The organism is Methylobacterium sp. UNC300MFChir4.1, from assembly GCF_900110155.1.
In the GTDB taxonomy this organism is placed as follows: Bacteria; Pseudomonadota; Alphaproteobacteria; order Rhizobiales; family Beijerinckiaceae; genus Methylobacterium.
In genome coordinates, this window is sequence record NZ_FOCS01000004.1 from 94,151 (window position 1) to 117,707 (window position 23,557).

Consider the following 23,557-nt stretch of genomic DNA (forward strand, 5'->3'; position numbering starts at 1 on the left):
GAGACGGCGGCCCCGGAGCCGTCAGTCGGGAAGAGAGTCCCCCGGCTCCTCCGGCAGCGGGTCGCCGGTCCAGGTCGTCGCGAAGGCGGCGAGCTCCCGCGCGTCGGCGAAGGCCGCCACGGTGACCTCGCGCGCGGCCGGCTCCGCCCCCGGATAGGGGGCGAGCAGGACGCGCACCCGGGCGAGCCGGCCGCTGGGCGCCTTCTCGGCGATCCAGGCCTGCGCCTCCGGCGTGAACCGCTCCGGGCCGTCCAGGGCCCGGGCGTCCGTCCGCAGAACGACCACGTAGGTGCCGAGGCTCGGATCGGCCTCCTGCACCGCCTTGACGATGTCGATCACGGGTTTTCCGCGAAGTCGTTGATCTGCACCTGGGCCTGCGCCGCGGTGAAGTTCGGGATGTCGGCGAAGATCTCCTCGCCGTGGGCGGCGACGGCCTTCTTGAAGGCGTCGACCGACTCGAAGGTCAGGAGGGCCATCACCTGGAACGGGGCGGCGCCGCCGTCCGGGGTGCCGGCGCCCTTGACGACCTTCGCGTCGTGGAGGCCGAGGGACGACCAGCGCTCGCGCACCAGCGGCATGTGGTGGCCGAGGTAGTAGCCCATGTCGAAGCTCGGGCCGGCCGGGTACATCACGCTTACCAGGATCATGGCGTTTCCTTCCTGTGTCGCGCCCGGTCGATCCGGGCGCCCGTCCTCGGGTCGTACGGCGACGGTCAGTGCAGCTTCACCCGCGGCTCGGTGCGCCGGGTCAGCGCGCGGGCCAGGGTGTCGAGGGCGGTCTTGGCCGTGCCGTGCAGCGCCCGCTCGTGCATCTTGTAGAGCGAGCGGTACATCATCCGGGCGAACAGACCGGCGATGAGCATGTTCTTGCCGCGCACGAACCCCATCAGGCTGCCCACGGTCGAGTACTCGCCCAGCGAGACCAGCGAGCCGAAATCCTTGTACCGGAACGGCTTCAGCGGCTTGCCGTCGATCTTGGCCGGGATCTGGGCGATCAGGTGGCTCGCCTGCTGGTGGGCCGCCTGCGCGCGCGGCGGCACCGGCGTGTCGGAGCCGGCCTCGACCAGGTAGGCGCAGTCGCCGAGGGCGAAGATGTCGGGGTCGCGGGTGGTCTGCAGCGTCGGCGTCACCACCAGCTGGTTGGTCCGCGTCGTCTCCAGGCCGCCGATGCCCTGCAGGAAGGGCGGCGCCTTCACGCCCGCTGCCCAGACGACCAGCTCGGACGGGATGAAGGTGCCGTCGGCGAGCTGCACGCCGTCGGCGCGCACCTCGGTGACCCGCGCCTTCACGCGCACGTCGACGCCGATCTTGCTGAGCAGCTGCATCACCTCGGCCGAGAGGCGCTGCGGCACCGCCGGCAGGATCCGGTCGGCGGCCTCGACCAGGGTGATGCGGATGTCCTTGCCCGGGTCGATCTTGTCGAGCCCGGTCGAGACGACGTGGCGCAGGGTCCGGTGGAGCTCGGCGGCGAGTTCCGTCCCGGTCGCGCCCGCGCCGATCACCGTGACGTGGAGCTGGCCGGGCCGGACCGGGCCGGCCTGCGTGTGCGCCCGCAGCGAGGCGTTCACGAGGCGCTGGTGGAAGCGCACCGCCTGGTCCTGGGTGTCGAGGGCGATGGCGTGCTCGGCGACGCCCGGCGTGCCGAAATCGTTGGTGGTGGAGCCCACCGCCATCACCAGCGTGTCGTAGGGGACGGCGCGCTCGGGCGTGATCTCGCGCCCTTCCGCGTCGTGGCTCGCGGCGAGCTGGATCGTGCGCGCCTCCCGGTCGAGCCCGGTCATCCGCCCGATCCGGTAGCGGAAGCCGTGCATGTGGGCGTGGTGCAGGTAGTCCACCGCGTGGTGGCCGACGTCGAGGCTGCCGGCCGCCACCTCGTGGAGCAGCGGCTTCCAGATATGCGTCCGGGCGCGGTCCACGAGGGTGACGTGCGCGCGCTTGCCGCGCCCGAGCTTGTCGCCGAGCTTCGTGACCAGCTGCAGTCCGGCTGCGCCGCCGCCGACCACCACGACGCGATGAAGGCCCGACTCGTTCTCGACGGATGCCATCGACACTCTTTCTCCCCCCGGACCGGGATCAGTCGCCGGCCTCCTTACACGGCCTGGGTTGCCGAATACCACATCGCCGGCCGCGACCCCCGGTCACGAGTGCGACGTCGCGCACCGGGCGGGCGGCGCGCGGAGCCCGGTCACGCCGGCGGGGCGCCCGGCTGGCGCAGCGGATGCGCCTCCGCGACCGCCGGCAGGGCGAGGCAGGCCTCGGCGATTCGCGCGACCGTCGGGTAGGCCGCCGTGTCGATGCCGAAGATGCCCGTCCCGACCCAGAGGCTGACGAGGCAGAGGTCGGCGTGGCTCACCGAATCGCCCTGGCAGAACCGGCCCGTCCCCGGCTCGGTGGCGAGGCGCGTCTCCAGGGTCCGGAGGCCGGTCTCGAAGGCGTTGCGCAGGAAATCCAGCATGCGCTCCCGGGGCAGGCCGTAATGCTCCATCAGGAAGGTGCGCACCCGGGGCACGTAGAGCGGGTGGGTGTCGCACGCGACCACCTGCGCCAGCGAGCGGGCCCGGGCCCGGGCCCGGGACTCCTCGGGCAGGAGGCGGACGCCGCCGCGCGTCTCCTCCAGGTAGTCGAGGATCGCCAGCGACTGGGTGAGCGGCGGCCCGTCGCCGTCGAACAGCGCCGGCACCGCGCCCTGCGGGTTGATCTTCCGGAACGCCGGCTCGTGCTGGTCGCCGGCGTCGAGGTCGATGAAGGTCTCCTCGTAGGCGATGCCCTTCAGCTTCAGGGCGATCCGCACCCGGAAGGCGGCGGCCGAGCGCCAGTTGCCGTACATGTGCATGGGTCAGCGGTCTCCGACGGGGTCGAGCGAGCACAGCCGACTTCGCTGCGGCCCGCAAGGGGGCTGCGCGCGCGGCGGCCCGGGGGCGACAAGCGGTCCCGCCGGGCCCATATCGGTCTCCCGCCCCGGAGAGCCCGCACGATGGCCGATCAGACCGACGCCCGCCGCTTCATCCCCCTGAACATCGCGGTCCTAACCGTCTCCGACACCCGCCGTCCGGAGGACGACCGGTCGGGCGACACCCTGACCCAGCGCCTCACCGAGGCGGGGCACATCCTGGCGGCCCGCGCGATCGTCCCGGACGAGGTCCCGGCGATCCGCGCGCGGGTGGAGGCGTGGCTGCGCGACCCCGGCGTCGACGTGGTGATCACCACCGGCGGGACCGGCTTCACCGGCCGCGACGTCACCCCCGAGGCGCTGGAGCCGCTGTTCGAGAAGCGCATGGACGGCTTCTCGGCCGTGTTCCACCGGATCTCGTACGACAAGATCGGCACCTCGACCCTGCAATCCCGCGCCACCGCGGGGGTCGCGCGGGCGACCTACGTGTTCGTGCTGCCGGGCTCGCCCGGCGCCTGCCGCGACGCCTGGGACGGGATCCTGGCCCAGCAGCTCGACTACCGGCACCGGCCCTGCAACTTCGTGGAGATCATGCCGCGCCTCGACGAGCACCTGCGGCGCGGCGCGAGCCTCACGGTGTGAGGCGGCGTTAGGCCAGATTCCCCTCCTTGCGGCGCAGGACCGAGTGCTTGCGGCCGTAGAAGAAGTACACGACGAGGCCGAGCGCCATCCAGATCACCAGCCGCAGCCACGTGTCGAGGGGCAGGCCGATCATCAGGAGCAGGCAGGACAGGATGCCGAGGATCGGCACGACCGGCACGGCGGGCGCCCGGAACGGCCGCTTCATGGTGCGCTCGGCCCGCCGGAGGTAGAGCACCGAGCCGCAGACGAGGATGAAGGCGGCCAGCGTGCCGATGCTCACCATCTCGCCGAGGATGTGGATCGGCACCAGGGCCGCCACCACGGCGACCGCGGCGCCGATCATCGCCTGGCTGCGATACGGCGTCTGGTAGGTCGGGTGGACGTGGGAGAACATCTTCGGCAGCAGGCCGTCCTGCGCCATGGTGAAGAAGATCCGGCTCTGGCCGTAGAGCAGGACGAGGATCACCGTCGTCAGCCCGGTCAGCGCCCCGAGCTTGATCAGGAGGCTGAACCAGCCGATGCCGATCACGTCGACGCCCTTGGCGATCGGGTCCGGGACGTTCAGGTCCTTGTAGGGCACGAGACCGGTGAGCACGGCGGCGACCAGCACGTACAGGATCGTGCAGACCGCGAGCGAGCCCAGGATGCCGATGGGCATGTCCTTCTGGGGTTTGCGCGCCTCCTGGGCGGCGGTCGAGACCGCGTCGAAGCCGATGAAGGCGAAGAACACCACGCCCGCGCCGCGCAGGACGCCGCTGTAGCCGAAATGGCCGAAGGTCCCGTCGTTGTCCGGGATGAGCGGGCTCCAGTTCGCGGTGTTCACATGGCCCCAGCCCAGGGCGATGAAGGCGACCACGACGGTGAGCTTCACCGCGACCATGATGTTGTTGAAGAGCGCCGATTCCTTCGTGCCCCGCATCAGCAGGATCGTGATCAGCGCCACGATCAGGACCGCCGGCAGGTTCAGCAGCGCGGTCCCGCCGCCCTCGATCGGCGTGCCCGGCGCGTTGGCGAACTGCGCCGGGATCACGATGCCGACGCTCTTCAGGATGCTCGTCACGTAGCCCGACCAGCCGACCGCAACGGTGGCCGCGCCCATGGCGTATTCGAGGATCAGGTCCCAGCCGATCAGCCACGCGAAGAACTCGCCGAGCGTCGCGTAGGTGTAGGTGTAGCTCGATCCGGCGACCGGGATCAGGGCGGCCATCTCGGAGTAGCAGAGGCCGACGAAGGCGCAGGCGATGCCGCCGAGCACGAAGGACAGCATGATCCCCGGCCCGGCATACTGGGCCGCGGCCGTGCCGGTCAGGACGAAGATGCCGGCGCCAATGATCGCCCCGATGCCCATCGCGGTGATCGAGAGGGCGCCCAGCGACTTCGAGAGCTGCTGCTCGCCCTCGCCGCTCTCGACGATGTCCTCGACCGACTTGCGCCCCATCAGGCCCGACGAATCCATTGCACCATCCTTCCAGATCGGGGTGGCTCAGCGCGTCGACATGTCCGGAGACGGCGACGATCCTGCCGCGCTTCCAGAGTTGTAGAGGCGGATCGACCGACAACAACGTGATCGGGCGCAAGATTCTTCCGAGCAAGATTCTCCCGAGCAAGATCTTTCCGGTCAGGCGCGCTCGATCCGAGCGATCAGCGGCCTGACCTTGAGGCGACCCGTGAACGCGCCCTCGGCACGCAGGGCCTCGCGCCGGACGACGTCGCCGGCCCGGGCCTGCCGGGCGCCGACGACGGTCTCCGCCCGTCTGACGAGCCGGCCGAGCCAGCGCCCGGCCGGGCGATGCAGGCGGCCGAGCGCCGTCTCCGGCCGCGCGGTCCCGACGAAGCGGTCGAGGGTGCGGATCCAGCCCTCGGCCGGGACGTCGCCGGCCTCAAGGCACAGGATCCAGTCCCGCCGGGCCGCGGCGGCGCCCGCCGCGTAGGGATTGCCGCCCCGGTGCAGCACGAGGGTCGCGCCCGTGGCCTCCGCGACGGCCGCCACGGCCTCGCTCTCGCGGCCCGCGACGATCACCGCGTCGCCGACGAGGCCGCCGGCCACGCCGGAGACGAGCACGCTGAGCGTGTCGGCCAGGCGATCGATCGCGTCCGGATCGGCCGGTTCGGCCAGATAGGTCACGGCGGAGAGCATGAGCGCGCGCATAGACGATTCTGCGGCGCCGTAAACTGCCCCGCGGCCCGCGCGGCGACGCGCCGTCGCCCGGACGGGCTGCAGAGCCGCATTTGCCTGAAAAAAAGGCGCCCTTCGCCGTCGCGTTCGCTCTATGTTCTTGTATGGATGCGTGAGGGAGGCGAGTCGTCATGGGGGACACGCGCGACGGGACCGCATCCGGGGCCGCGCCGCGACTCGGGCCGAGCGTCGCGGAACCGGCCGCCCGGCGCGGGCGCGGCGCGACGGCCAACCCGACGGGCCGGTACGAATCCGCCCGGCGCGAGGCGTTCCACGACGAGACCTGGACGGCGGACGCTCCGGCACCCCTGCGCACGGAGGTCACTCCGGAGCGGTCCGCCCGGATCATCGCGCACAACAGCTCGCCCGACATCCCGTTCGACCGGTCGATCAACCCGTACCGGGGCTGCGAGCACGGCTGCATCTACTGCTACGCGCGCCCGACCCATGCCTGGCTCGGCCTGTCGCCGGGGCTCGACTTCGAGTCGCGGATCTTCACCAAGCCGGACGCCGCCCGCCTCCTCGCCCGCGAGATCGCCGCGCCGGGCTACCGGCCCGACACGATCGCCCTCGGCACCGCCACGGATCCCTACCAGCCGGTCGAGCGGGAGCACCGGCTCACCCGCGCAGTTCTGGAGGTGCTGCGGGAGGCCCGCCACCCCGTCAGCATCACCACCAAGTCGGACCTCGTGCTGCGCGACCTCGACCTCCTGGCCGAGATGGCGGCGGAGAACCTCGTGCTGGCGGCGATCTCGCTGCCGACGCTGGATCCGGACCTCGCCCGCCGCCTCGACCCGCGGGCGCCGCGGCCGGGCAAGCGGCTCGCGGCGATGCGGGGCCTGAGCGCGGCGGGCGTGCCCGTCATGGTCAACGTCTCGCCGATCATCCCCGGCCTGACGGACCACGAGATCGAATCGATCCTGGCCGAAGCGCGCGCGCATGGAGCGAGCCGGATCGGCCACGCGCTGCTGCGCCTCCCGGGCGAAGTCGCGGACCTCGTGGCGGACTGGTTCACCGAGCACTATCCCGAACGCAGGGCGCGGGCCTTCGCACTCCTGCGGGAAGCCCGGGGCGGGCGCGAGAACGACCCGCGCTTCGGCCACCGCTTCCGCGGGGAAGGCGCCTACGCGGCGATGATCGGCCAGCGGGTCCGGCTCGCCGGCACGCGTCTCGGTTTCGCCTTCGGGCGCATCGCGCTGAACCGCGACGCCTTCCGGAAGCCCGGCGCGCAGCTGGCGCTGTTCTGACACGCGACCGACGCGGCGGCGCGCGCGAGGCAGCGGACCTGTCCCACAGTACGGTTCAGCGAAAATTCCAGTCATTTTGGCCGGAAACGGCGTAAGAAGATAATTCCGAAGATTGAAAACGGCTCAAATGTTGCTCCCAAAGTCGATTATCGGATGTCTTAGGTGTGAGGAAAATCGCAGAACGTAAGATTGACATCTGTGTCATTGTGGTTCAAATGCCTGAGATCGCGAGGTTTACTGCGAAATTTTTGACCAAGTTTGATTGAGTTATCGAATTTCAGTTCTATATTGAGGGTCGTTCTGTGTGTAAGAGCGCGATTTTGTCCGGCGTCCGTGTCCGCAGATCCCGCCAATGGACGCTGTGCGCCGTGATCCGGTCGCGGGCGAGCCGCGCGCCGCGGCCCGGCTCGGTTCTGCCGGTCGCGACTGCCGGCCTTCCTTGAGACGGTGGAGTGTCGGGGTTTCGACCTCCGATGCCGACCGGGCGAACTCCCGGTCCGATGACCGGACCGGGAGCGCCGGTGGGACCCGGACTCGCCACGCCCTCGCCGCGCCCTTCGAGCGAACCGGGCCGGCGCCGCGTCGGGGTGCCTGTCGCGTCGCTCAGCCTTTCCGTCGACCGAGGCCGACCGGCTGCCCTGCTCGAACCGGGCAGCCCGGCGGCGGGCCGCACGCCTCGACGCACCGCGAAGAGAGATCCCGACCCTCATGCTGCGTCTTCCGCGTCCGTCCATCGGCACGATCCTGTGCGCGATCCTGTTCTCACTCAGCGCCATGCTGCTGGCCGCGGGCGCCCGGACGGCGCTGGAGGCCGGGGCGCAGGAGCGGGAGAGCCGCCGCGTCGTCGCGCTCACGGAAGGCAGCCGGATCCTCCTCGAGATCCTGCTCGCCGTGCGCCTCGAGCGGGGGCGGACCCTGCAGGCGCTGATCGCCGCGGACAGGATCCCGCCCGCCGACGCGGCCCTGATCGCCCGACAGCGCGCGACCCGGATCGATCGGCTGGCGGCGCTCCTGAGTCTGGTGCGCGCGATCGACACCGCCGCGGTGGCGAAGACGGTCGATCCGCTCCGACGGGCGCACGAGGCCGTCACCGGCCTGACGTCGCGGATCGACGCGGCCCTCGCGGTCCCGGTCGCGGAGCGCGAGGCCGCGACCGAGGAGGTCGCCGCGACCGCCTTCCGGGATCTGCTCGACGCGCTCACGGCGACCAGCGGGGCCGTCGACGTCACGATCCCGCGCCGGGACGCGGCGCTGGCCCGCGCCCTGGACATCAAGCGCGCCGCCTGGATCACGCGGGTCGCGATCGGCGGCAACGTGGCGCGGGCCGAGACGGCCGTGACACGGGGCACGGGCTGGTCCGAGGAGGAGCGCCTCGCGGAGGCCGAGGAGCGCGGCCGCGTCGCGGCGAGTTGGGCGAATCTCGTCGATCACATGGACGACACGCTGCCGCGGGCGGTCCAGGACGCCTTCGTGAGGGCGGGCGCCAGCAACTTCGAGGGTGAGGTCGCGGCGCGGCGGCAAGCCTTGCGGGCGGCCCTGAGCCGGGGCCAGCCGCCGAGCGTCGCGATCCAGGACCTGCGCGACCGCAACACGCGGGAGGTCAACACCATCGCCGACCTCGCCGAGGCGGCGCTGAACGCGATGGTGGCCCGCGCGCAGGCACTCTTCGCTGAGGCGGGGGCGACGCTGCTGCACACCGGCCTGTTCCTGGCCGCATCGGTGCTGCTCGCCGGTGCCGGCGCCGTCGTCGTCGTCCGCCGCGTGCTCGGGCCGCTCCGGGCCATGATCCAGGCGATGCGGGCGCTCGCCTCCGGCGACGTCGCCGTGGAGATCCCGGCCCGCGGGCGGCGGGACGAGATCGGCGCGATGGCGGCGGCCGTGGAGGTCTTCCGGGACAACCTCGTCCGCACCCGCGCCCTGGAGGCAGAGGCGGACGAGGCGGCGCGCGCCGCGGAGGCGCAGCGCCGGACCATGACGCACACGATGGCGCAGACCTTCGAGGCGGCGGTGGCCGGCATCGTCGGGCAGGTCTCCGCCGCCGCGGCCGAACTGCAGACCACGGCCTGGGAGATGACCACCACAGCCCAGGAGACGGCCAGCCAGTCCGATACCGTGGCCGCGGCCGCCGAGGAGGCGTCCGCCGGCGTCAGGACGGTGGCCGCCGCGGTGGAGGAACTCGGCACCTCCGTCCAGGAGATCGGGCGGCAGGTCCAGGGCTCGTCCGAGCTGGCCCGGAGCGCGGTCGGCGAGGCCGACCAGACGGCCGCCCTGGTGGCGGCGCTGAACGCGTCCGTCGCCCGGGTCGACGCCGTCGTCGAGCTGATCGCCCGCATCGCCGCGCAGACGAACCTGCTGGCGCTCAACGCCACGATCGAGGCGGCGCGGGCCGGCGAGGCCGGGCGCGGCTTCGCGGTCGTCGCAACCGAGGTCAAGGAACTGGCCGCCCAGACCGGTCGGGCCACCGACGAGGTCGGCCGGCAGATCGGCGAGATCCGGACCGTGACCGGTCAGGCGGTGCGGGCGATCGGGACGATCACCGGCCGGATCGGGGAGATCGACGCCGTGGCCGCCGCCATCGCGGCCGCGGTGGAGCAGCAGGGGGCGGCGACGCAGGAGATCGTCCGCAACGTCGCCCAGGCCAATGCCGGCACGCAGGAGGTCACCGGCAACATCGCCGGCGTGGCGCAGGCGGCCGACCGGACCGGTCGCGCGGCCGACCACGTGCTGACGGCCGCCACCGCGCTCACGCGTCAGTCGGAGGAGCTCGCCGCGGAGGTCGAGCGCTTCCTCACGGGCGTCCGGGCCGCGTGACCCGTCGCCCGGCTCAGTCGAAGCCGCGGGTGAAGCTGAGCCGGTGGTGGGGGCTGCGCCCGAGCTGCGTCAGGCCGGCGCGGTGGACGGCCGTCCCGTAGCCGACATTGCGCTCCCAGCCGTAGCCGGGATGGCGCCGGGCGAGCCGCCGCATCAGCTGGTCCCGGAGCACCTTGGCGACGATCGACGCGGCGGCGATCTGGGGCACCAAGTGGTCGCCGCCGACGACGGCGCGGCCGGGCAAGCCCGGCAGGGCGTCGCGCCCGTCGACCAGCACGGGCTCGGCGAGGCCGAGCCGCGCCACCGCCCGCGCCATGGCGTCGAGGGTCGCGCCGCGGATGTTGATCCGGTCGATCAGGGCGCGCGACCCCGCCGCCACCGCGACCCGCGCGTGGGCGCGGATCAGGGGGGCCAGCCGGTCGCGCACGGGCTCGGGGACGCGCTTGCTGTCGTCGAGGGCCGCGAGCAGGTCGGCCGGGATCGCCGCCGGATCGAACCAGACCGCGGCCACCACCACGGGTCCGCAGAGCGCGCCGCGCCCGACCTCGTCGCAGCCGATCGCCGCCGGATACGCGGCGGCCCGGGCGGGGTCGAACGGTCCGGCGACTGGGGGGCGGGCTCTGGCGGACCCGGCCGGTCCGGCGGGCGATCTGACTGGCGATCTGACTGGCGGCTTGGCTGGCGGCTTGGCGGGCGGCATCGCGCCCTCCTGCCATTCCGCGCGGACGCCGTCACGCGTCAGGCGGCGTCGCGGGTGCTCCGGGCGCCGCCATGCGCCTCGACGATGTTGCCGAAGAACTGCCGCGCGCTCACGTCCCAGCCGCGGCGCAGGGCCTCGACCCGGCACTCGGCGCGCGACAGGCGCAGGGCCGCCAGCGCGGCGACCCGCAGATCCGGGTCGAGCACGCCGACCCGCGTGCCGCCGACGACGTCGTTCGGACCCGGCACCGGGAAGGCCGCCACCGGGAGCCCGCTGGCCAGGGCCTCCAGGAGCACGATGCCGAACGTGTCGGTGAGGCTCGGGAAGACGAAGACGTCGCAGGCCGCGTAGACCGCCGAGAGGTCCGCACCGGTGCGGGTGCCGAGGAAGTGCGCCGCCGGCGCGAGCGCCTGCAGCCGCGCGCGGTCCGGCCCGTCGCCGACCACGACCTTCGTGCCGGGCAGATCGAGGGCGAGGAAGGCCGCGACGTTCTTCTCCACCGCCAGCCGCCCGACGTAGAGGAACAGCGGCCCCGGCAGGCCGGCGAGTTCCGCCGGCCGGGGCGTCCCGGGCTCGGCCGGCCGGAACCGCTCCGTGTCCACGCCCCGGGTCCAGCGCATCAGCCGGCCGAAGCCCCGCGCCGCGAGCTCGCCCTGGAGCGAGGCGGTGCTGACCATCGTCCCGCGGGCGGCGCCGTGGAACCGGCGCAGGTACGCGTAGGACCACGCCTCCGGCACCGGCGCGCGGGCGGCGAGGTATTCCGGGAAGCGCGTGTGGTAGCTCGTCGTGAAGGGCAGGTCGTGCGCGAGGCAGTGCCGGCGCGCCGCGAGGCCCACCGGCCCCTCCGTGGCGATGTGCACGTGGCTCGGCCGCTCGGCCCGCCAGCGCGCCGCCACCCGCTCGCGCCCGGCATAGGCGAGGCGGATCTCGGGGTAGCCCGGCAGCGGCAGCGAGCGGAAATCCGCCACGGACAGCAGCGTCGTGGCGAAGCCGTGCTCCGGCGCGCGCCGGACCATCTGCTCGAGGGAGCGCACGACGCCGTTCACCTGGGGGTGCCACGCGTCGCTGGCGATCAGGAGCTTCACGGCGCCGCCCTCACGCCACCGCGCGCCGGCCCGGCAGGGGCTGCGGCACGACCTCGGCCTCCCGCGCCCGCAGGAGGCTCGGGTAGTGCAGCACCTCGATGCGGCCGTCGTAGTGCTCCACGAGCCCGGTGCAGGATTCCACCCAGTCGCCGGTGTTGAGGTAGCGCAGGTCGCCGATCGGCCGGTCCGCGGCGTGGTGGATGTGGCCGCAGATCACCCCGTCGGCGCCCTGGCGGCGGGCCTCCTCGGCCAGGATCGTCTCGAAGCGGCCGATGAAGCTCACCGCGTTCTTCACGCGCAGCTTCGCCCAGGCCGACAGTGACCAGTAGGACAGGCCGAGCCGCCGGCGCACCTTGTTGATCAGCGTGTTGAGGGAGAGCGCCAGCGTGTAGGCGCCGTCGCCCAGATGGGCGAGCCACGGCGAGTGGCGCACCACCATGTCGAACTGGTCGCCGTGGATGACGAGGTAGCGCTTGCCGTCCGCCGCCTCGTGGATCGCGGTCTCGGCGAGCTCGATGCCGCCGAAGCTCGTGCCCACGTAGTCGCGCAGGAACTCGTCGTGGTTGCCGGGCAGGTAGACGATCCGCGCGCCCTTGCGGACCTTGCGCAGGAGCTTCTGCACCACGTCGTTGTGCTCCTGCGGCCAGTACCAGCCCGAGCGCAGCTGCCAGCCGTCCACGATGTCGCCGACGAGGTAGATCGTGTCGGCGTCGTAGTCCTTCAGGAACGACAGCAGCAGGCCGGCCTGGCAGCCGCGCGTGCCGAGATGCAGGTCGGACAGGAACAGCGTCCGCACGCGGACCGGCATCTCCTCAACCTCGGCCACGGCATCCTCTCCCGGCGGCTGAACGGTGCCGGGATCCAGAGCGCGATCCGATCTCAGTTTGATGACGCGGGTTCCGACGGGGCGGAAAGACTTCGGTGTGCGGTGCCGCGAAGCCTCTCAACCGGAGCACGACTTCGTTGCGCCGCACAAAAAATTTTTTTGGCAAGTTCCGGAAGTTTTTCCGGTTTTCCTTTCGAGCTTCACCGCCTCATAATACCAAGAACCGGCCGCTCGGCACGAGCACGGCCGGACCTTGACAGGAAGGCGGCGAGGACGGCCCTGGAGCCGTTGGACGGGACGGCAATTCGGAGGCGACCGGCGCGCGGGGGCGCGCCGCGACGCGAGCGGCGTGAGGCCGCCTGCCGCTCCGCGGAGACCCCCCGATCACGGCAGAGGATGGCGTTCGAGGGGGTGCGGCGCGAGCCGCTCTCGACGGCGCCGGACCGACTCCCTGAGGACGCTTGGACAACCCGGCGCGGGTTCACGCCCGCGCGCAATGGACTTTTCGGAGGAAACATCATGGCCGCAACCCGGCGCCCCGGTCGCAACCACCTCTTCATCCCGGGCCCCACCAACATCCCGGAGCGCGTCCTGCGCGCCATGCACGTGCCGTCGGAGGATCACCGCTCGCCGAGCTTCCCCGAGCTGGTGAAGCCGCTCCTGCAGGACTCCAAGATGGTGTTCGGCTCGACCGCCGGGACGGTCATCCTGTTCCCGTCCTCGGGCACCGGCATCTGGGAATCGGCCCTGTCCAACACCCTCTGCCGCGGCGACACGGTGCTGACCTCGCGCTACGGCCAGTTCAGCCACCTCTGGGTCGACATGGCCCAGCGCCTCGGCCTCGACGTGGTCGTCCAGGAGGAGGAGTGGGGCACCGGCGCCGACCCGCAGAAGATCGAGGAGGCCCTGCGCGCCGACAAGGACCATAAGATCAAGGCCGTGATGGTCGTCCACAACGAGACCGCCACGGGCGTCACCAGCGACATCGGCGCGGTGCGGAAGGCGATCGACGCCGCCGGCCACCCGGCTCTGCTGTTCGTGGACGGCATCTCGTCGATCGGCTCTCTGCCGTTCGAGATGGACGCGTGGAAGGTCGACTGCGCCATCGCGGGCTCGCAGAAGGGCTTCATGCTGCCGGCCGGCCTCGGCCTGATCTGCATCAGCCCGAAGGCGCTCAAGATCGCCGAGGGCGGCACCGGCCGCAACGACCGGCTCGGCCACGCCTACTTCGCCTGGAAGGATCAGCTGGCCGCCAACGCCACCGGCTACTTCCCCTACACCCCCGTCCTGCCGCTGCTCTACGGCCTGCGCGAGGCCCTGGCGGTCGTGAAGGAAGAGGGGCTGGAGAACGTCTACCACCGCCACCACGTCCTCGCCGAGGCGACCCGCCAGGCGGTCGCGGCCTGGGGCCTCAAGCCCTGCGCCAAGGAGCCCAAGTGGAACTCCGACACGGTCACGGCGATCGTGGTGCCGGAGGGCGCCGACGCCGCCAAGGTGATCACCCACGCCTACGAGCGCTACAACCTCTCGCTGGGCGCCGGCCTGTCGAAAGTCGCCGGCAAGGTGTTCCGCATCGGCCACCTGGGCGACCTGAACGAGCTGTCGCTGCTGGGCGCCATCGCGGGCGCCGAGATGGCCATGCTCGATTGCGGCATCAAGGTCACGCCGGGCTCGGGCGTCGCCGCCGCCTCCAGCTACCTGCGCGAGAATCCGCTGCATAAGGCGTGATCTGCGCCCGCGATCGGGGCGGGACCGGGTTGCCGGGCCCGCCCCGACGCGCAAGTAAGAACAAGACTATCGAGGAAACCGCCCGTCGTACGAGAGGGGTCCTATGACCAAGAAGATCGTGTTCCTGGATCGTGAATCCCTCGATGCCAGGGTCCGACCGTTCAATTTCCCCCACGAATACGTCGAGCACGAGTCGACTTGGACGCCGGAGGAGATCGTCTCCCGCCTCCAGGGCGCGGAGATCGCGCTGATCAACAAGGTCCCGATGCGGGCCGAGACGCTGAAGCAGCTCCCCGACCTGAAGCTGATCGCGGTCGCCGCCACCGGCACCGACGTGGTCGACAAGGCCCAGGCCAAGGCCCAGGGGGTCACGGTCGTCAACATCCGCAACTACGCGTTCAACACCGTGCCGGAGCACGTGGTCGGGCTGATGTTCGCTCTGCGCCGGGCGATCGTGCCCTACGCCAACTCGGTGCGGCGCGGCGACTGGGCGAAGTCCAAGCAGTTCTGCTACTTCGACTACCCGATCTACGACATCGCCGGCTCGACGCTCGGCATCGTCGGCTACGGGGCGCTGGGCAAGTCGATCGCCAAGCGCGCCGAGGCGCTGGGCATGAAGGTCATCGCCTACGACGTGTTCCCACAGGACGGGCTGGTCGATTTCGAGACGATCCTGACGCAGTCCGACGTGATCACGCTGCACGTGCCGCTGACCCCCGACACCAAGGGGATGATCGGCGCCGCCGAGCTCAAGAAGATGAAGAAGAGCGCAATCCTCATCAACACGGCCCGCGGCGGGCTCGTGGACGAGGCGGCGCTGCTCGAGGCGCTCAAGGACGGCACCATCGCGGGCGCCGGGTTCGACGTGGTGGCGCAGGAGCCGCCCAAGGACGGCAACATCCTGTGCGACGCCGACCTGCCGAACCTGATCGTCACGCCGCACGTCGCCTGGGCGAGCAAGGAGGCGATGCAGATCCTGGCCGACCAGCTCGTCGACAACGTCGAGGCCTTCGTGGCGGGCAAGCCGCAGAACGTGGTGGAAGCCTAAGCTCAAGATCTGCGACGGGCGTTCCCCTCCCCCCTGCGGGGAGGGGCCAGGGGTGGGGGTGGTGCAGGAGGCACCGCTCCGCGCGATTCAGCACCACCCCCACCTCCGGCTGCTCCCCGCAATGGGAGGAGAGGGGCTGCGTCCACGCACCGACCCAACCAACATCAGCGCCGGCGCCCCACGGGCGCGACGGAAAGGTCCCAAGAAAATGACGAAAAAACTGCTGTTCCTGTTCGACACCGATGCCGTGCCGAACGTGTTCGACACGGTCGTCGGCTACGACGGCGGCGCCGACCATATCACCGGCTACGGCGGCGTGAATCCCGACAATGTCGGCGCCCTGGTCGACGGCACGATCTACACCCGCGGCGGCTCCGAGAAGAAGTCGACGGCGATCTTCGTCGGCGGCGGCAGCATGGCGGCGGGCGAGGCGCTGTTCACCGCCGTCAAGAAGCGCTTCTTCGGCCCGTTCCGGGTCTCGGTGATGCTCGATTCCAACGGCTCCAACACCACGGCCGCCGCGGGCGTCGCGCTGGTGGCCAAGGCCGCGGGCTCGCTCCAGGGCAAGAAGGCCGTCGTGCTGGCGGGCACCGGCCCGGTCGGCATGCGCTCGGCCGCTCTGCTCGCCGGCGAGGGCGCCGAGGTGACGATCGCGGGCCGCGCCCTCGACAAGACCCAGGCCGCCGCGGACCAGATCAACACGCGCTTCAAGGTCAACGTGAAGGCCGCCGCGACCCCCGACGAAGCCTCCCGCGTCGCCCTGGTGAAGGGCACGAACCTCGTGTTCACGGCCGGCGCCATCGGCGTCGAGCTGCTGCCGGAAGCCGCCTGGGCGCAGGAATCGTCGATCGAGTTCGTCGCCGACTACAACGCCCAGCCCCCGACGGGCATCGGCGGCATCGACGTGATGGACAAGGGCAAGGAGCGCAACGGCAAGCAGGCCTTCGGGGCGCTGGGCATCGGCGGCCTGAAGCTCAAGCTGCACCGGGCCTGCGTCGGCCAGCTCTTCGAGAGCACCGACAAGGTGCTCGACGCCGAGGAGATCTACGCCCTCGCCAAGACGATGGCCTGAGGAGGCGCCGGTGACCGAGACGCATCGCCCCGAGACCGACAGCATCGAGAAATTCCTGACGGAGCTGGCGAGCGCTGCCCCCACCCCCGGGGGCGGCGGCGCGGCGGCGATCTCCGGCGCCATGGGCGCGGCCCTGGTGTCGATGGTCTGCAACCTCACCATCGGCAAGAAGAAGTACGTCGAGGTCGAGGCCGAGCTGAAGGAGGTCCTGGCCAAGTCCGAGGGCCTGCGGGTCGTGCTCACCGGCATGATCGGCGAGGACGTCCAGGCCTTCGACGCCGTCATGGGCGCCTACGGTCTGCCCAAGGCCACCGACGACGAGAAGGCGGCCCGCGCCGAGAAGATCCAGGCGGCGCTCAAGACCGCCTGCGACGTGCCGCTCGCCTGCTGCCGGGCCTGCCGCGCGGTGATCGACCTCGCGGCCATCACCGCCGACAAGGGCAACCTCAACGTCGTGTCGGATGCCGGCGTGGCGGTGCTCTCCGCCTATGCCGGCCTGCGCAGCGCGGCGCTGAACGTCTACGTGAACGCCAAGGGTCTCGAGGACCGCGCGTTCGCCGAAGAGCGGCTGAAGGAGCTGGAGGATCTGCTCGGCGAGGCCGGCGCACTCACCGAGAAGGTCTACGCGGTCGTCAAGGACAAGGTGAACTGAACCGGCGACTTGGGTCAGCACCGCGCGTCACAGCGCGCCCGGTCGGCCCCGTCGACGCCGCAGTCTCTGCGAGCGCAGCGAAGCAATCCAGTCGGCGCCACGATCTCAGAGGTCGCGCTGCCCTGGGTCACGTCGCTGCGCTCGCGATGACGGACAGAGCGTCCTGAACGAAGCGTTCCGACGTACTTTGTAGCGATTCAACAGTCGAGGCCGGGTGCATCGTGCTCCCGGCCTCGCTGTTTTCCTGTATGCTGCGTTGCAATATGAAATACGATCTGTGTTGCGACCGCGAAAAAGTCGCGGTCAATCAGGAGCTTAAAAAATTTGACGGGCGTAATCTTTCGACTCAACTAAAGTAGAGGGCGTCAACGGCGGCAACGAACCGCGGAGGAGGCGCCGAATGGACGTCCACGAGTATCAGGCCAAGGAGCTGCTCGCGAGCTTCGGCGTGGCCGTCCCGAAAGGCGCGATCGCCTTCAGCCCGGACCAAGCGGTCTACGCGGCCACCGAGCTCGGCGGCTCGTTCTGGGCCGTGAAGGCGCAGATCCACGCCGGCGCCCGCGGCAAGGCCGGCGGCATCAAGCTGTGCCGGACCTACAACGAGGTCCGCGACGCCGCCAAGGATCTCCTCGGCAAGCGCCTCGTCACGCACCAGACCGGCCCCGAGGGTAAGCCGGTGCAGCGGGTCTACGTCGAGACCGCCGACCCGTTCGAGCGCGAGCTCTACCTCGGCTACGTGCTGGACCGGAAGGCCGAGCGCGTGCGGGTCATCGCCAGCCAGCGCGGCGGCATGGACATCGAGGAGATCGCCGCCAAGGAGCCCGACTCGCTCATCCAGGTGGTGGTCGAGCCGGCGGTCGGCCTGCAGCAGTTCCAGGCGCGGGAGATCGCCTTCCAGCTCGGGCTCAACATCAAGCAGGTCTCGGCCGCGGTGAAGACGATCATGAACGCCTACCGGGCGTTCCGCGACTGCGACGGCACCATGCTGGAGATCAACCCGCTCGTCGTCACCAAGGACGACCGGGTGCTGGCGCTCGACGCCAAGATGAGCTTCGACGACAACGCGATGTTCCGCCGGCCGGGCATCGCCGACATGCACGACCCGTCCCAGGGCGATCCCCGCGAGGCGCAGGCCGCCGAGCACAACCTCAGCTACATCGGCCTCGAGGGCGAGATCGGCTGCATCGTCAACGGCGCGGGCCTCGCCATGGCCACCATGGACATGATCAAGCACGCAGGCGGCGAGCCGGCGAACTTTCTGGACGTCGGCGGCGGCGCGTCTCCGGAGCGGGTCGCCACGGCCTTCCGGCTCGTACTCTCGGACCGCAACGTGAAGGCGATCTTGGTCAACATCTTCGCCGGCATCAACCGCTGCGACTGGGTCGCCGAGGGCGTCGTCCAGGCCGCTCGCGAGGTGAAGATCGACGTGCCGCTGGTGGTCCGGCTCGCCGGCACGAACGTCGAGGCCGGCAAGAAGATCCTGGCCGAGAGCGGCCTCGATCTCATCACCGCCGACACGCTGGCTGAGGCGGCCAAGAAGGCGGTCGACGCCTGCTCCGCCGCCAAGACGCAGCACTGAGAGGGGAGACCGCGCCATGAGCATCCTCATCGACGAGACCACCCCGATCATCGTCCAGGGCATCACGGGCGACAAGGGCACCTTCCACGCCAAGGAGATGCTGGATTACGGCACGAACGTCGTCGGCGGCGTCACTCCGGGCAAGGGCGGGCGCACCCATCTCGGCCTGCCGGTGTTCAACACCGTCAAGGAGGCGGTGGCGGCGACCGGCGCCACCACGTCGATCACCTTCGTGGCGCCCCCCTTCGCGGCGGACGCCATCATGGAGGCGGCCGATGCCGGCCTGCGGCTGGTCTGCTCGATCACCGACGGGATCCCGGCCCAGGACATGATGCGGGTGAAGCGCTACCTGTACCGCTACCCGAAAGAGAAGCGGACCATGGTGGTCGGCCCGAACTGCGCCGGCATCATCTCGCCCGGCAAGGCGATGCTCGGCATCATGCCCGGCCACATCTACCTTCCGGGCAATGTCGGGGTGATCTCCCGCTCCGGGACGCTGGGCTACGAGGCCGCCTCGCAACTCAAGGAACTCGGGCTCGGGATCTCGACCTCGGTGGGCATCGGCGGCGACCCGATCAACGGCTCGTCCTTCCTCGACCACCTCGCCCTGTTCGAGACCGACCCGGACACCGACGCGGTCCTGATGATCGGCGAGATCGGCGGCCCGCAGGAGGCCGAGGCCTCGGCCTGGATCCGCGAGAACATGTCGAAGCCGGTGATCGGCTTCGTGGCCGGGCTGACCGCCCCGAAGGGGCGCCGCATGGGCCATGCCGGCGCGATCATCTCGGCGGCCGGCGACAGCGCCGCCGAGAAGGCCGAGATCATGCGCTCCTACGGGCTGACGGTGGCGCCGGATCCGGGATCCTTCGGGCAGACGGTGGCCGACGTGCTGGCCCGGGCCGCGTAGCGCGGCCGGCCCGCCTTACGTCCCGGAACGCGGCGCGGGTCCTCTCTCCCGAGCGGGAGAGGGCGCGCGTCGCGCTGGGCACCGGCCGATGCGCGCCTCCCTCCCGGAGGTGACGGCGCATCGCGCTGAACATCCTCGAGAAAGACCGTGCGCCACGAGGTGGCTCCATGACCCGCACCCTTCACGCAACCCCCGGTCTCGTCGATGCCACGGCCTTCGCGCCGCCGGTGATCGTCGGCACGTCGTCGGAACAGGCGCTGGACATCCTGTTCCAGGCGCTGCTCGACGTCGCCCGCCGGCACGACCCCGACCTCGAGGCGGTCCTGCACGGGACGGCCGACATCTCGCGCTTCTCGCCGCAGATGCTGGCGCGCGCGCTGCAGGTGCAGGGCATCTGGTTCCAGCTGATCTCCATCGCCGAGCAGAACGCCGCGATGCGCCGACGCCGGCACGTGGAGCGCACGGAGGGACGGGCCGCCCTCGGCGGCTCCTTCGCCAAGGTGTTTTCCGACGCGCGCAAGCAGGGCGTGCCCCCTGAAAAAATCCAGGCGCTGCTGAGCGACCTGCGCATCCGGCCGACGCTGACCGCCCACCCCACCGAGGGCAAGCGGGTCACGGTGCTGGAGAAGTTCCGCCGGATCTACCTCGTGCTGCGCGAGCTGGAGATGCCGCGCTGGACCGACCGTGAGCGCAACGGGCTCATGAACGAGCTGCGCGACCAGATCGAGCTGGTCTGGATGACGGGCGAGCTGCACCTGGAGAAGGCGACCGTCGAGCGGGAGGTGGCCTGGGGGCTGCACTTCTTCGACGAGACCCTGTTCGAGATGCTGCCCGAGACCCTGGAGACCCTCCACGAGGCGCTGGCCGAGACCTATCCGGGCACGGAGTTCAGGGTGCCGCCGTTCTTCCAGTTCGGCTCCTGGATCGGCGGCGACCGGGACGGCAATCCCTACGTCACGGCGGCCGTCACCCGGCAGACCCTGCACCGCAACGCGCTCGCCTCGCTCACGCGCTACCGCGACGGCGTCCGCGAGCTGGGGCGGACCCTCTCGCTCACCGAGCGCTCGCTGCCGCTGCCCGAGAGCTTCCGCGCGGAGCTCGACCGGAATCTCGCCGAGAGCGGCCAGGCCCGCGCCATCACCCGGCGCAACCCGGGCGAGCCCTATCGCCAGTACCTCTCCTGCGTCCTGCGCAAGATCGAGGCGACCATCGCCCGCAACGAGGGCGAGCACCCGTCCGGCCCCGACTACGCGAGCGCGGACGGGCTGATCGAGGACCTGCGCACCCTGGAGCGCGGCCTGACCGAGGCCAAGTGCGGGGCACTGGCGCGGGATCTCGTGCGCCCGGTCCGGCGGATGGTCGAGATCTTCCGCTTCTCGACGGTCCGCCTCGACCTGCGCGAGAACACGACCCGGACCACCGACACGCTCCACGCCCTCTGGCGCCAGCGCAACGGCGACGGCGAGCCGCCGGCCCTCGGCGCGGCCGCGTGGCGCCAGTGGCTCGACACGGAGCTCGCCCGGCCGCGCGATCCCGAGCGGTCCTTCGAGGACCTGCCCGACGCCGCCCGCGAGACGCTCGCCACCTTCGCCCTCGTCGCCGAGATGCGCGAGGCCCTCGACCGCGAGGCGTTCGGCGCCTTCGTGCTGTCGATGACCCGCTCAGTGGAGGACGTGCTCGGCGCGTACCTGCTGGCCAAGGAAGCGGGGGTGTTCCTCGACGCCGCCGGTACGGAGATCTGCCCGCTGCCGATCGTGCCCCTGTTCGAGACCATCGACGACCTGCGCGCCGCCCCGGCGATCATGCGGGCGCTGCTCAGTACGCCGGTGGTCCGCCGCTCCACCCGCTGGCAGGGCGGCGTGCAGGAGGTGATGATCGGCTACTCCGACTCCAACAAGGACGGCGGCTTCGTCGCCGCCAACTGGGAACTATACAAGGCGCAGAGCAAGCTGACCCGGCTCGGCGAGGAGCTCGGCGTCGGCATCGCCTTCTTCCACGGGCGCGGCGGCTCGGTGAGCCGCGGCGGCGTGCCGACCCAGAAGGGCATCATGGCCCAGCCGCCGGGCTCGATCCGCGGCCGGTTCCGGACCACCGAGCAGGGCGAGGTCGTCTCGTTCAAGTACGCCAACCGCGGCACGGCCGCCTACCAGATGGAGCTGCTGGCGGCCTCGGTGTTCGAGCACGCGCTCGCCGGCGACGGCGAGCGGGCGGGCCCCGGCCACGACGACGCCCTCGAGGCGCTCGCCGGGGCCTCGCGGGCGGCCTACGTCCAGCTGCTCCAGACCGACGGCTTGGTCGATTACTTCCAGGCGGCGAGCCCGCTGGACGAGATCTCCCTTCTCAACATCGGCTCGCGTCCGGCCCGCCGCTTCGGCGCGCGCTCGCTCTCGGACCTCCGCGCGATCCCCTGGGTGTTCGCGTGGTCGCAGAACCGGCACGTGATCACCGGCTGGTACGGCGTCGGCTCGGGGCTGGCGAGCTTCATCGACGTGCGCGGCCGCGACGGCGAGGCGACCCTCAAGCGGCTGTTCAACGAGTCCCGCATCCTCCGCCTCGTCCTCGACGAGGTCGAGAAGACGCTGATGATGGTCGATCTCGACATCGCCCGCGCCTACGCGGGCCTGGTCCAGGACGCGGGCGTCCGGGACCGGATCTTCTCGATGATCGAGGCCGAGTACGCGCTCACCCGCGAGATGGTGCTGCGGGTGAGCGGCGACACGGAGCTGGCCGAGCGCTTCCCCCTGTTCCGGGACCGCCTGAAGGGCCGGCTCCCGACGATCAACCAGGTCAGCCGCGAGCAGGTCGAGCTGCTCGCCCGCTACCGCGCGGAGACCGACGAGGACCGGCGCGAGGCGGTGAAGTCGGCCCTGCTCCTGTCCATCAACTGCATCGCGGTCGGCTTCGGGGCGACCGGATAGGGGAGGGGCCAGCGGGCTCCCTCTCCCGCGCGGGAGACGGGACCCGTGCTCGATCCCGTACCGGGGACCCGGTCCATTCGTGCAGCCGCGCCCTGTCAGCGACCCACGCGCGCGCCATTTGCCGCCGATGAACGGGACCGCATCCCGCAACGGCATCAGAACCGTCACCAGGAGAGAGAACCCAAGATGAGCTTCACCCTGATCCAGCAGGCCAAGCCGCGCCTGCACCGCTCCGAACTCGCCGTGCCCGGCTCCAACCCGACCTTCATGGAGAAGTCGGCCTCCTCGGCGGCGGACGTGATCTTCCTCGATCTCGAGGACGCGGTCGCCCCGGACGACAAGGAGAAGGCCCGCACCAACATCATCCAGGCGCTGAACGACCTGGATTGGGGCAACAAGACCATGATGATCCGCATCAACGGTCTCGACACCCACTACATGTACCGCGACGTGGTCGATATCGTCGAAGCCTGCCCGCGGCTCGACATGGTGCTGATCCCCAAGGTCGGCGTGCCGGCCGACGTCTACGCCATCGACGTGCTGGTCACCCAGATCGAGCAGGCCAAGAAGCGCGAGAAGCAGATCGGCTTCGAGGTGCTGATCGAGACGGCCCTCGGCATGGCCAACGTCGAGGCGATCGCCCAGTCGTCGAAGCGGCTGGAGGCGATGTCCTTCGGCGTCGCCGACTACGCCGCCTCGACCCGCGCCCGATCCACCGTCATCGGCGGCGTGAACCCCGACTTCTCGGTGCTGACCGACAAGGACGAGTCCGGCGGCCGCCAGACCCACTGGCAGGATCCGTGGCTGTTCGCCCAGAACCGCATGCTGGTCGCCTGCCGCGCCTACGGCCTGCGCCCGATCGACGGACCGTTCGGCGACTTCTCGGATCCGGACGGCTACCGCTCGGCGGCCCGCCGCTGCGCCGCCCTCGGCTTCGAGGGCAAGTGGGCGATCCACCCGAGCCAGATCGAGCTCGCCAACGAGGTGTTCACCCCCTCCGAGGCCGAGGTCACCAAGGCCCGGCGCATCCTCGAGGCCATGGAAGAGGCCGCCAAGGCCGGCCGCGGCGCCGTGTCCCTGGACGGCCGCCTCATCGACATCGCCTCGATCCGCATGGCCGAGGCGCTGATCGAGAAGGCGAACGCCATGAAGGGCTGAAGACGGCTCCGACGCGGGCGGATCCCGGCCCCCTGGCCGAGATCCGCCCTCCGCACTGCGAGGAACGTCTCGTCCTTGCGAGTGCAGCGAAGCAATCGAAGGTCGCGGCTACGGCGACA

General features: G+C 71.0%; 20 protein-coding genes. 11 read left to right on the top strand and 9 right to left on the bottom strand.

All coding sequences use genetic code 11. The annotated features are described in order from the left end of the window. Window positions 1-21 precede the first annotated feature (21 nt). From BMY19_RS07960 to maiA, 4 genes are all read right to left on the bottom strand, one after another. Window positions 22-339, bottom strand: coding sequence for a hypothetical protein (locus BMY19_RS07960; RefSeq protein ID WP_020092669.1), 318 nt, complete (start codon window positions 337-339; stop codon window positions 22-24). Next, on the bottom strand, window positions 336-647 hold the full coding sequence (locus BMY19_RS07965) for an EthD family reductase (RefSeq protein ID WP_020092668.1): 312 nt from the start codon (window positions 645-647) through the stop codon (window positions 336-338). The genes BMY19_RS07960 and BMY19_RS07965 overlap by 4 nt, the downstream gene beginning before the upstream one ends. 65 nt (window positions 648-712) lie before the next feature. Continuing rightward, a complete protein-coding gene (locus tag BMY19_RS07970) occupies window positions 713-2,044 on the bottom strand; it encodes an NAD(P)/FAD-dependent oxidoreductase (RefSeq protein ID WP_100251373.1) in 1,332 nt (443 codons plus the stop codon). Window positions 2,045-2,184: 140 nt separating this feature from the next. Beyond that, window positions 2,185-2,832 carry a maleylacetoacetate isomerase gene (gene maiA / locus BMY19_RS07975; protein ID WP_100251374.1) on the bottom strand — a complete coding sequence of 216 codons (648 nt, stop codon included), beginning with the start codon at window positions 2,830-2,832 and terminating at the stop codon, window positions 2,185-2,187. Between the two features lie 141 nt (window positions 2,833-2,973). On the opposite strand from maiA, the gene moaB reads away from it, so the two are divergent. Further along, the gene (gene moaB, locus BMY19_RS07980; protein ID WP_100251375.1) at window positions 2,974-3,531 is read left to right on the top strand and encodes a molybdenum cofactor biosynthesis protein B; all 558 of its coding nucleotides are present in this window, start codon (window positions 2,974-2,976) and stop codon (window positions 3,529-3,531) included. A gap of 7 nt (window positions 3,532-3,538) precedes the next feature. Here the strand turns inward: moaB and BMY19_RS07985 are convergent, their stop codons facing one another. Together BMY19_RS07985 and BMY19_RS07990 are read right to left on the bottom strand one after the other, a co-directional pair. Then, entirely contained in the window at window positions 3,539-4,987 is a 1,449-nt protein-coding gene (locus tag BMY19_RS07985) for an amino acid permease (RefSeq protein ID WP_100251376.1), read from the bottom strand. 162 nt (window positions 4,988-5,149) lie between these two features. After that, entirely contained in the window at window positions 5,150-5,680 is a 531-nt protein-coding gene (locus BMY19_RS07990) for a hypothetical protein (protein WP_020092663.1), read from the bottom strand. Between the two features lie 158 nt (window positions 5,681-5,838). On the opposite strand from BMY19_RS07990, the gene BMY19_RS07995 reads away from it, so the two are divergent. Together BMY19_RS07995 and BMY19_RS08000 are read left to right on the top strand one after the other, a co-directional pair. Further along, window positions 5,839-6,954, top strand: a complete 1,116-nt coding sequence (locus BMY19_RS07995; protein ID WP_100251377.1) for a PA0069 family radical SAM protein — start codon at window positions 5,839-5,841, stop codon at window positions 6,952-6,954. 708 nt (window positions 6,955-7,662) lie between these two features. Next, a complete protein-coding gene (locus tag BMY19_RS08000; RefSeq protein WP_100251378.1) occupies window positions 7,663-9,765 on the top strand; it encodes a methyl-accepting chemotaxis protein in 2,103 nt (700 codons plus the stop codon). A 13-nt stretch (window positions 9,766-9,778) separates the two neighbouring features. Here the strand turns inward: BMY19_RS08000 and BMY19_RS08005 are convergent, their stop codons facing one another. From BMY19_RS08005 to BMY19_RS08015, 3 genes are read right to left on the bottom strand one after another with little or no spacing between them, the layout of a single operon-like run. After that, window positions 9,779-10,465, bottom strand: coding sequence for a ribonuclease HII (locus tag BMY19_RS08005; protein ID WP_100251379.1), 687 nt, complete (start codon window positions 10,463-10,465; stop codon window positions 9,779-9,781). A 38-nt stretch (window positions 10,466-10,503) separates the two neighbouring features. Continuing rightward, the gene (locus BMY19_RS08010; protein ID WP_100251380.1) at window positions 10,504-11,550 is read right to left on the bottom strand and encodes a glycosyltransferase family 4 protein; all 1,047 of its coding nucleotides are present in this window, start codon (window positions 11,548-11,550) and stop codon (window positions 10,504-10,506) included. A gap of 10 nt (window positions 11,551-11,560) precedes the next feature. Further along, window positions 11,561-12,376 carry a UDP-2,3-diacylglucosamine diphosphatase gene (locus BMY19_RS08015; RefSeq protein ID WP_020092658.1) on the bottom strand — a complete coding sequence of 272 codons (816 nt, stop codon included), beginning with the start codon at window positions 12,374-12,376 and terminating at the stop codon, window positions 11,561-11,563. A gap of 519 nt (window positions 12,377-12,895) precedes the next feature. Here BMY19_RS08015 and BMY19_RS08020 point away from each other — a divergent pair. From BMY19_RS08020 to BMY19_RS08055, 8 genes are all read left to right on the top strand, one after another. Continuing rightward, complete coding sequence (locus BMY19_RS08020) at window positions 12,896-14,104, top strand: aminotransferase class V-fold PLP-dependent enzyme (RefSeq protein ID WP_100251381.1); 1,209 nt, start codon at window positions 12,896-12,898, stop codon at window positions 14,102-14,104. 103 nt (window positions 14,105-14,207) lie between these two features. Further along, entirely contained in the window at window positions 14,208-15,152 is a 945-nt protein-coding gene (locus BMY19_RS08025; protein WP_020092656.1) for a D-2-hydroxyacid dehydrogenase, read from the top strand. A gap of 208 nt (window positions 15,153-15,360) precedes the next feature. After that, the gene (locus tag BMY19_RS08030) at window positions 15,361-16,224 is read left to right on the top strand and encodes an NADP-dependent methylenetetrahydromethanopterin/methylenetetrahydrofolate dehydrogenase (RefSeq protein ID WP_042673897.1); all 864 of its coding nucleotides are present in this window, start codon (window positions 15,361-15,363) and stop codon (window positions 16,222-16,224) included. A 10-nt stretch (window positions 16,225-16,234) separates the two neighbouring features. Then, window positions 16,235-16,876, top strand: a complete 642-nt coding sequence (fchA, locus tag BMY19_RS08035) for a methenyltetrahydrofolate cyclohydrolase (RefSeq protein ID WP_100251382.1) — start codon at window positions 16,235-16,237, stop codon at window positions 16,874-16,876. Window positions 16,877-17,276: 400 nt separating this feature from the next. Continuing rightward, complete coding sequence (locus BMY19_RS08040; RefSeq protein ID WP_020092653.1) at window positions 17,277-18,455, top strand: malate--CoA ligase subunit beta; 1,179 nt, start codon at window positions 17,277-17,279, stop codon at window positions 18,453-18,455. Between the two features lie 16 nt (window positions 18,456-18,471). Beyond that, complete coding sequence (gene sucD / locus BMY19_RS08045) at window positions 18,472-19,362, top strand: succinate--CoA ligase subunit alpha (RefSeq protein WP_010687110.1); 891 nt, start codon at window positions 18,472-18,474, stop codon at window positions 19,360-19,362. Between the two features lie 167 nt (window positions 19,363-19,529). After that, window positions 19,530-22,280, top strand: coding sequence for a phosphoenolpyruvate carboxylase (locus tag BMY19_RS08050; RefSeq protein ID WP_100251383.1), 2,751 nt, complete (start codon window positions 19,530-19,532; stop codon window positions 22,278-22,280). A 186-nt stretch (window positions 22,281-22,466) separates the two neighbouring features. Next, window positions 22,467-23,438, top strand: coding sequence for an HpcH/HpaI aldolase/citrate lyase family protein (locus BMY19_RS08055; protein WP_091679616.1), 972 nt, complete (start codon window positions 22,467-22,469; stop codon window positions 23,436-23,438). The last annotated feature ends 119 nt before the right edge of the window (window positions 23,439-23,557 follow it).

Excerpts from the sequence above, each read along its gene's own strand:
- BMY19_RS07965 (WP_020092668.1), bottom strand. The coding sequence starts at position 647 with ATGATCCTGGTAAGCGTGATGTACCCGGCCGGCCCGAGCTTCGACATG.
- BMY19_RS07970 (WP_100251373.1), bottom strand. The coding sequence starts at position 2,044 with ATGGCATCCGTCGAGAACGAGTCGGGCCTTCATCGCGTCGTGGTGGTC.
- maiA (WP_100251374.1), bottom strand. The coding sequence starts at position 2,832 with ATGCACATGTACGGCAACTGGCGCTCGGCCGCCGCCTTCCGGGTGCGG.
- moaB (WP_100251375.1), top strand. The coding sequence starts at position 2,974 with ATGGCCGATCAGACCGACGCCCGCCGCTTCATCCCCCTGAACATCGCG.
- BMY19_RS07985 (WP_100251376.1), bottom strand. The coding sequence starts at position 4,987 with ATGGATTCGTCGGGCCTGATGGGGCGCAAGTCGGTCGAGGACATCGTC.
- BMY19_RS07990 (WP_020092663.1), bottom strand. The coding sequence starts at position 5,680 with ATGCGCGCGCTCATGCTCTCCGCCGTGACCTATCTGGCCGAACCGGCC.
- BMY19_RS07995 (WP_100251377.1), top strand. The coding sequence starts at position 5,839 with ATGGGGGACACGCGCGACGGGACCGCATCCGGGGCCGCGCCGCGACTC.
- BMY19_RS08000 (WP_100251378.1), top strand. The coding sequence starts at position 7,663 with ATGCTGCGTCTTCCGCGTCCGTCCATCGGCACGATCCTGTGCGCGATC.
- BMY19_RS08005 (WP_100251379.1), bottom strand. The coding sequence starts at position 10,465 with ATGCCGCCCGCCAAGCCGCCAGCCAAGCCGCCAGTCAGATCGCCAGTC.
- BMY19_RS08020 (WP_100251381.1), top strand. The coding sequence starts at position 12,896 with ATGGCCGCAACCCGGCGCCCCGGTCGCAACCACCTCTTCATCCCGGGC.
- BMY19_RS08025 (WP_020092656.1), top strand. The coding sequence starts at position 14,208 with ATGACCAAGAAGATCGTGTTCCTGGATCGTGAATCCCTCGATGCCAGG.
- BMY19_RS08030 (WP_042673897.1), top strand. The coding sequence starts at position 15,361 with ATGACGAAAAAACTGCTGTTCCTGTTCGACACCGATGCCGTGCCGAAC.
- BMY19_RS08040 (WP_020092653.1), top strand. The coding sequence starts at position 17,277 with ATGGACGTCCACGAGTATCAGGCCAAGGAGCTGCTCGCGAGCTTCGGC.
- sucD (WP_010687110.1), top strand. The coding sequence starts at position 18,472 with ATGAGCATCCTCATCGACGAGACCACCCCGATCATCGTCCAGGGCATC.
- BMY19_RS08050 (WP_100251383.1), top strand. The coding sequence starts at position 19,530 with ATGACCCGCACCCTTCACGCAACCCCCGGTCTCGTCGATGCCACGGCC.
- BMY19_RS08055 (WP_091679616.1), top strand. The coding sequence starts at position 22,467 with ATGAGCTTCACCCTGATCCAGCAGGCCAAGCCGCGCCTGCACCGCTCC.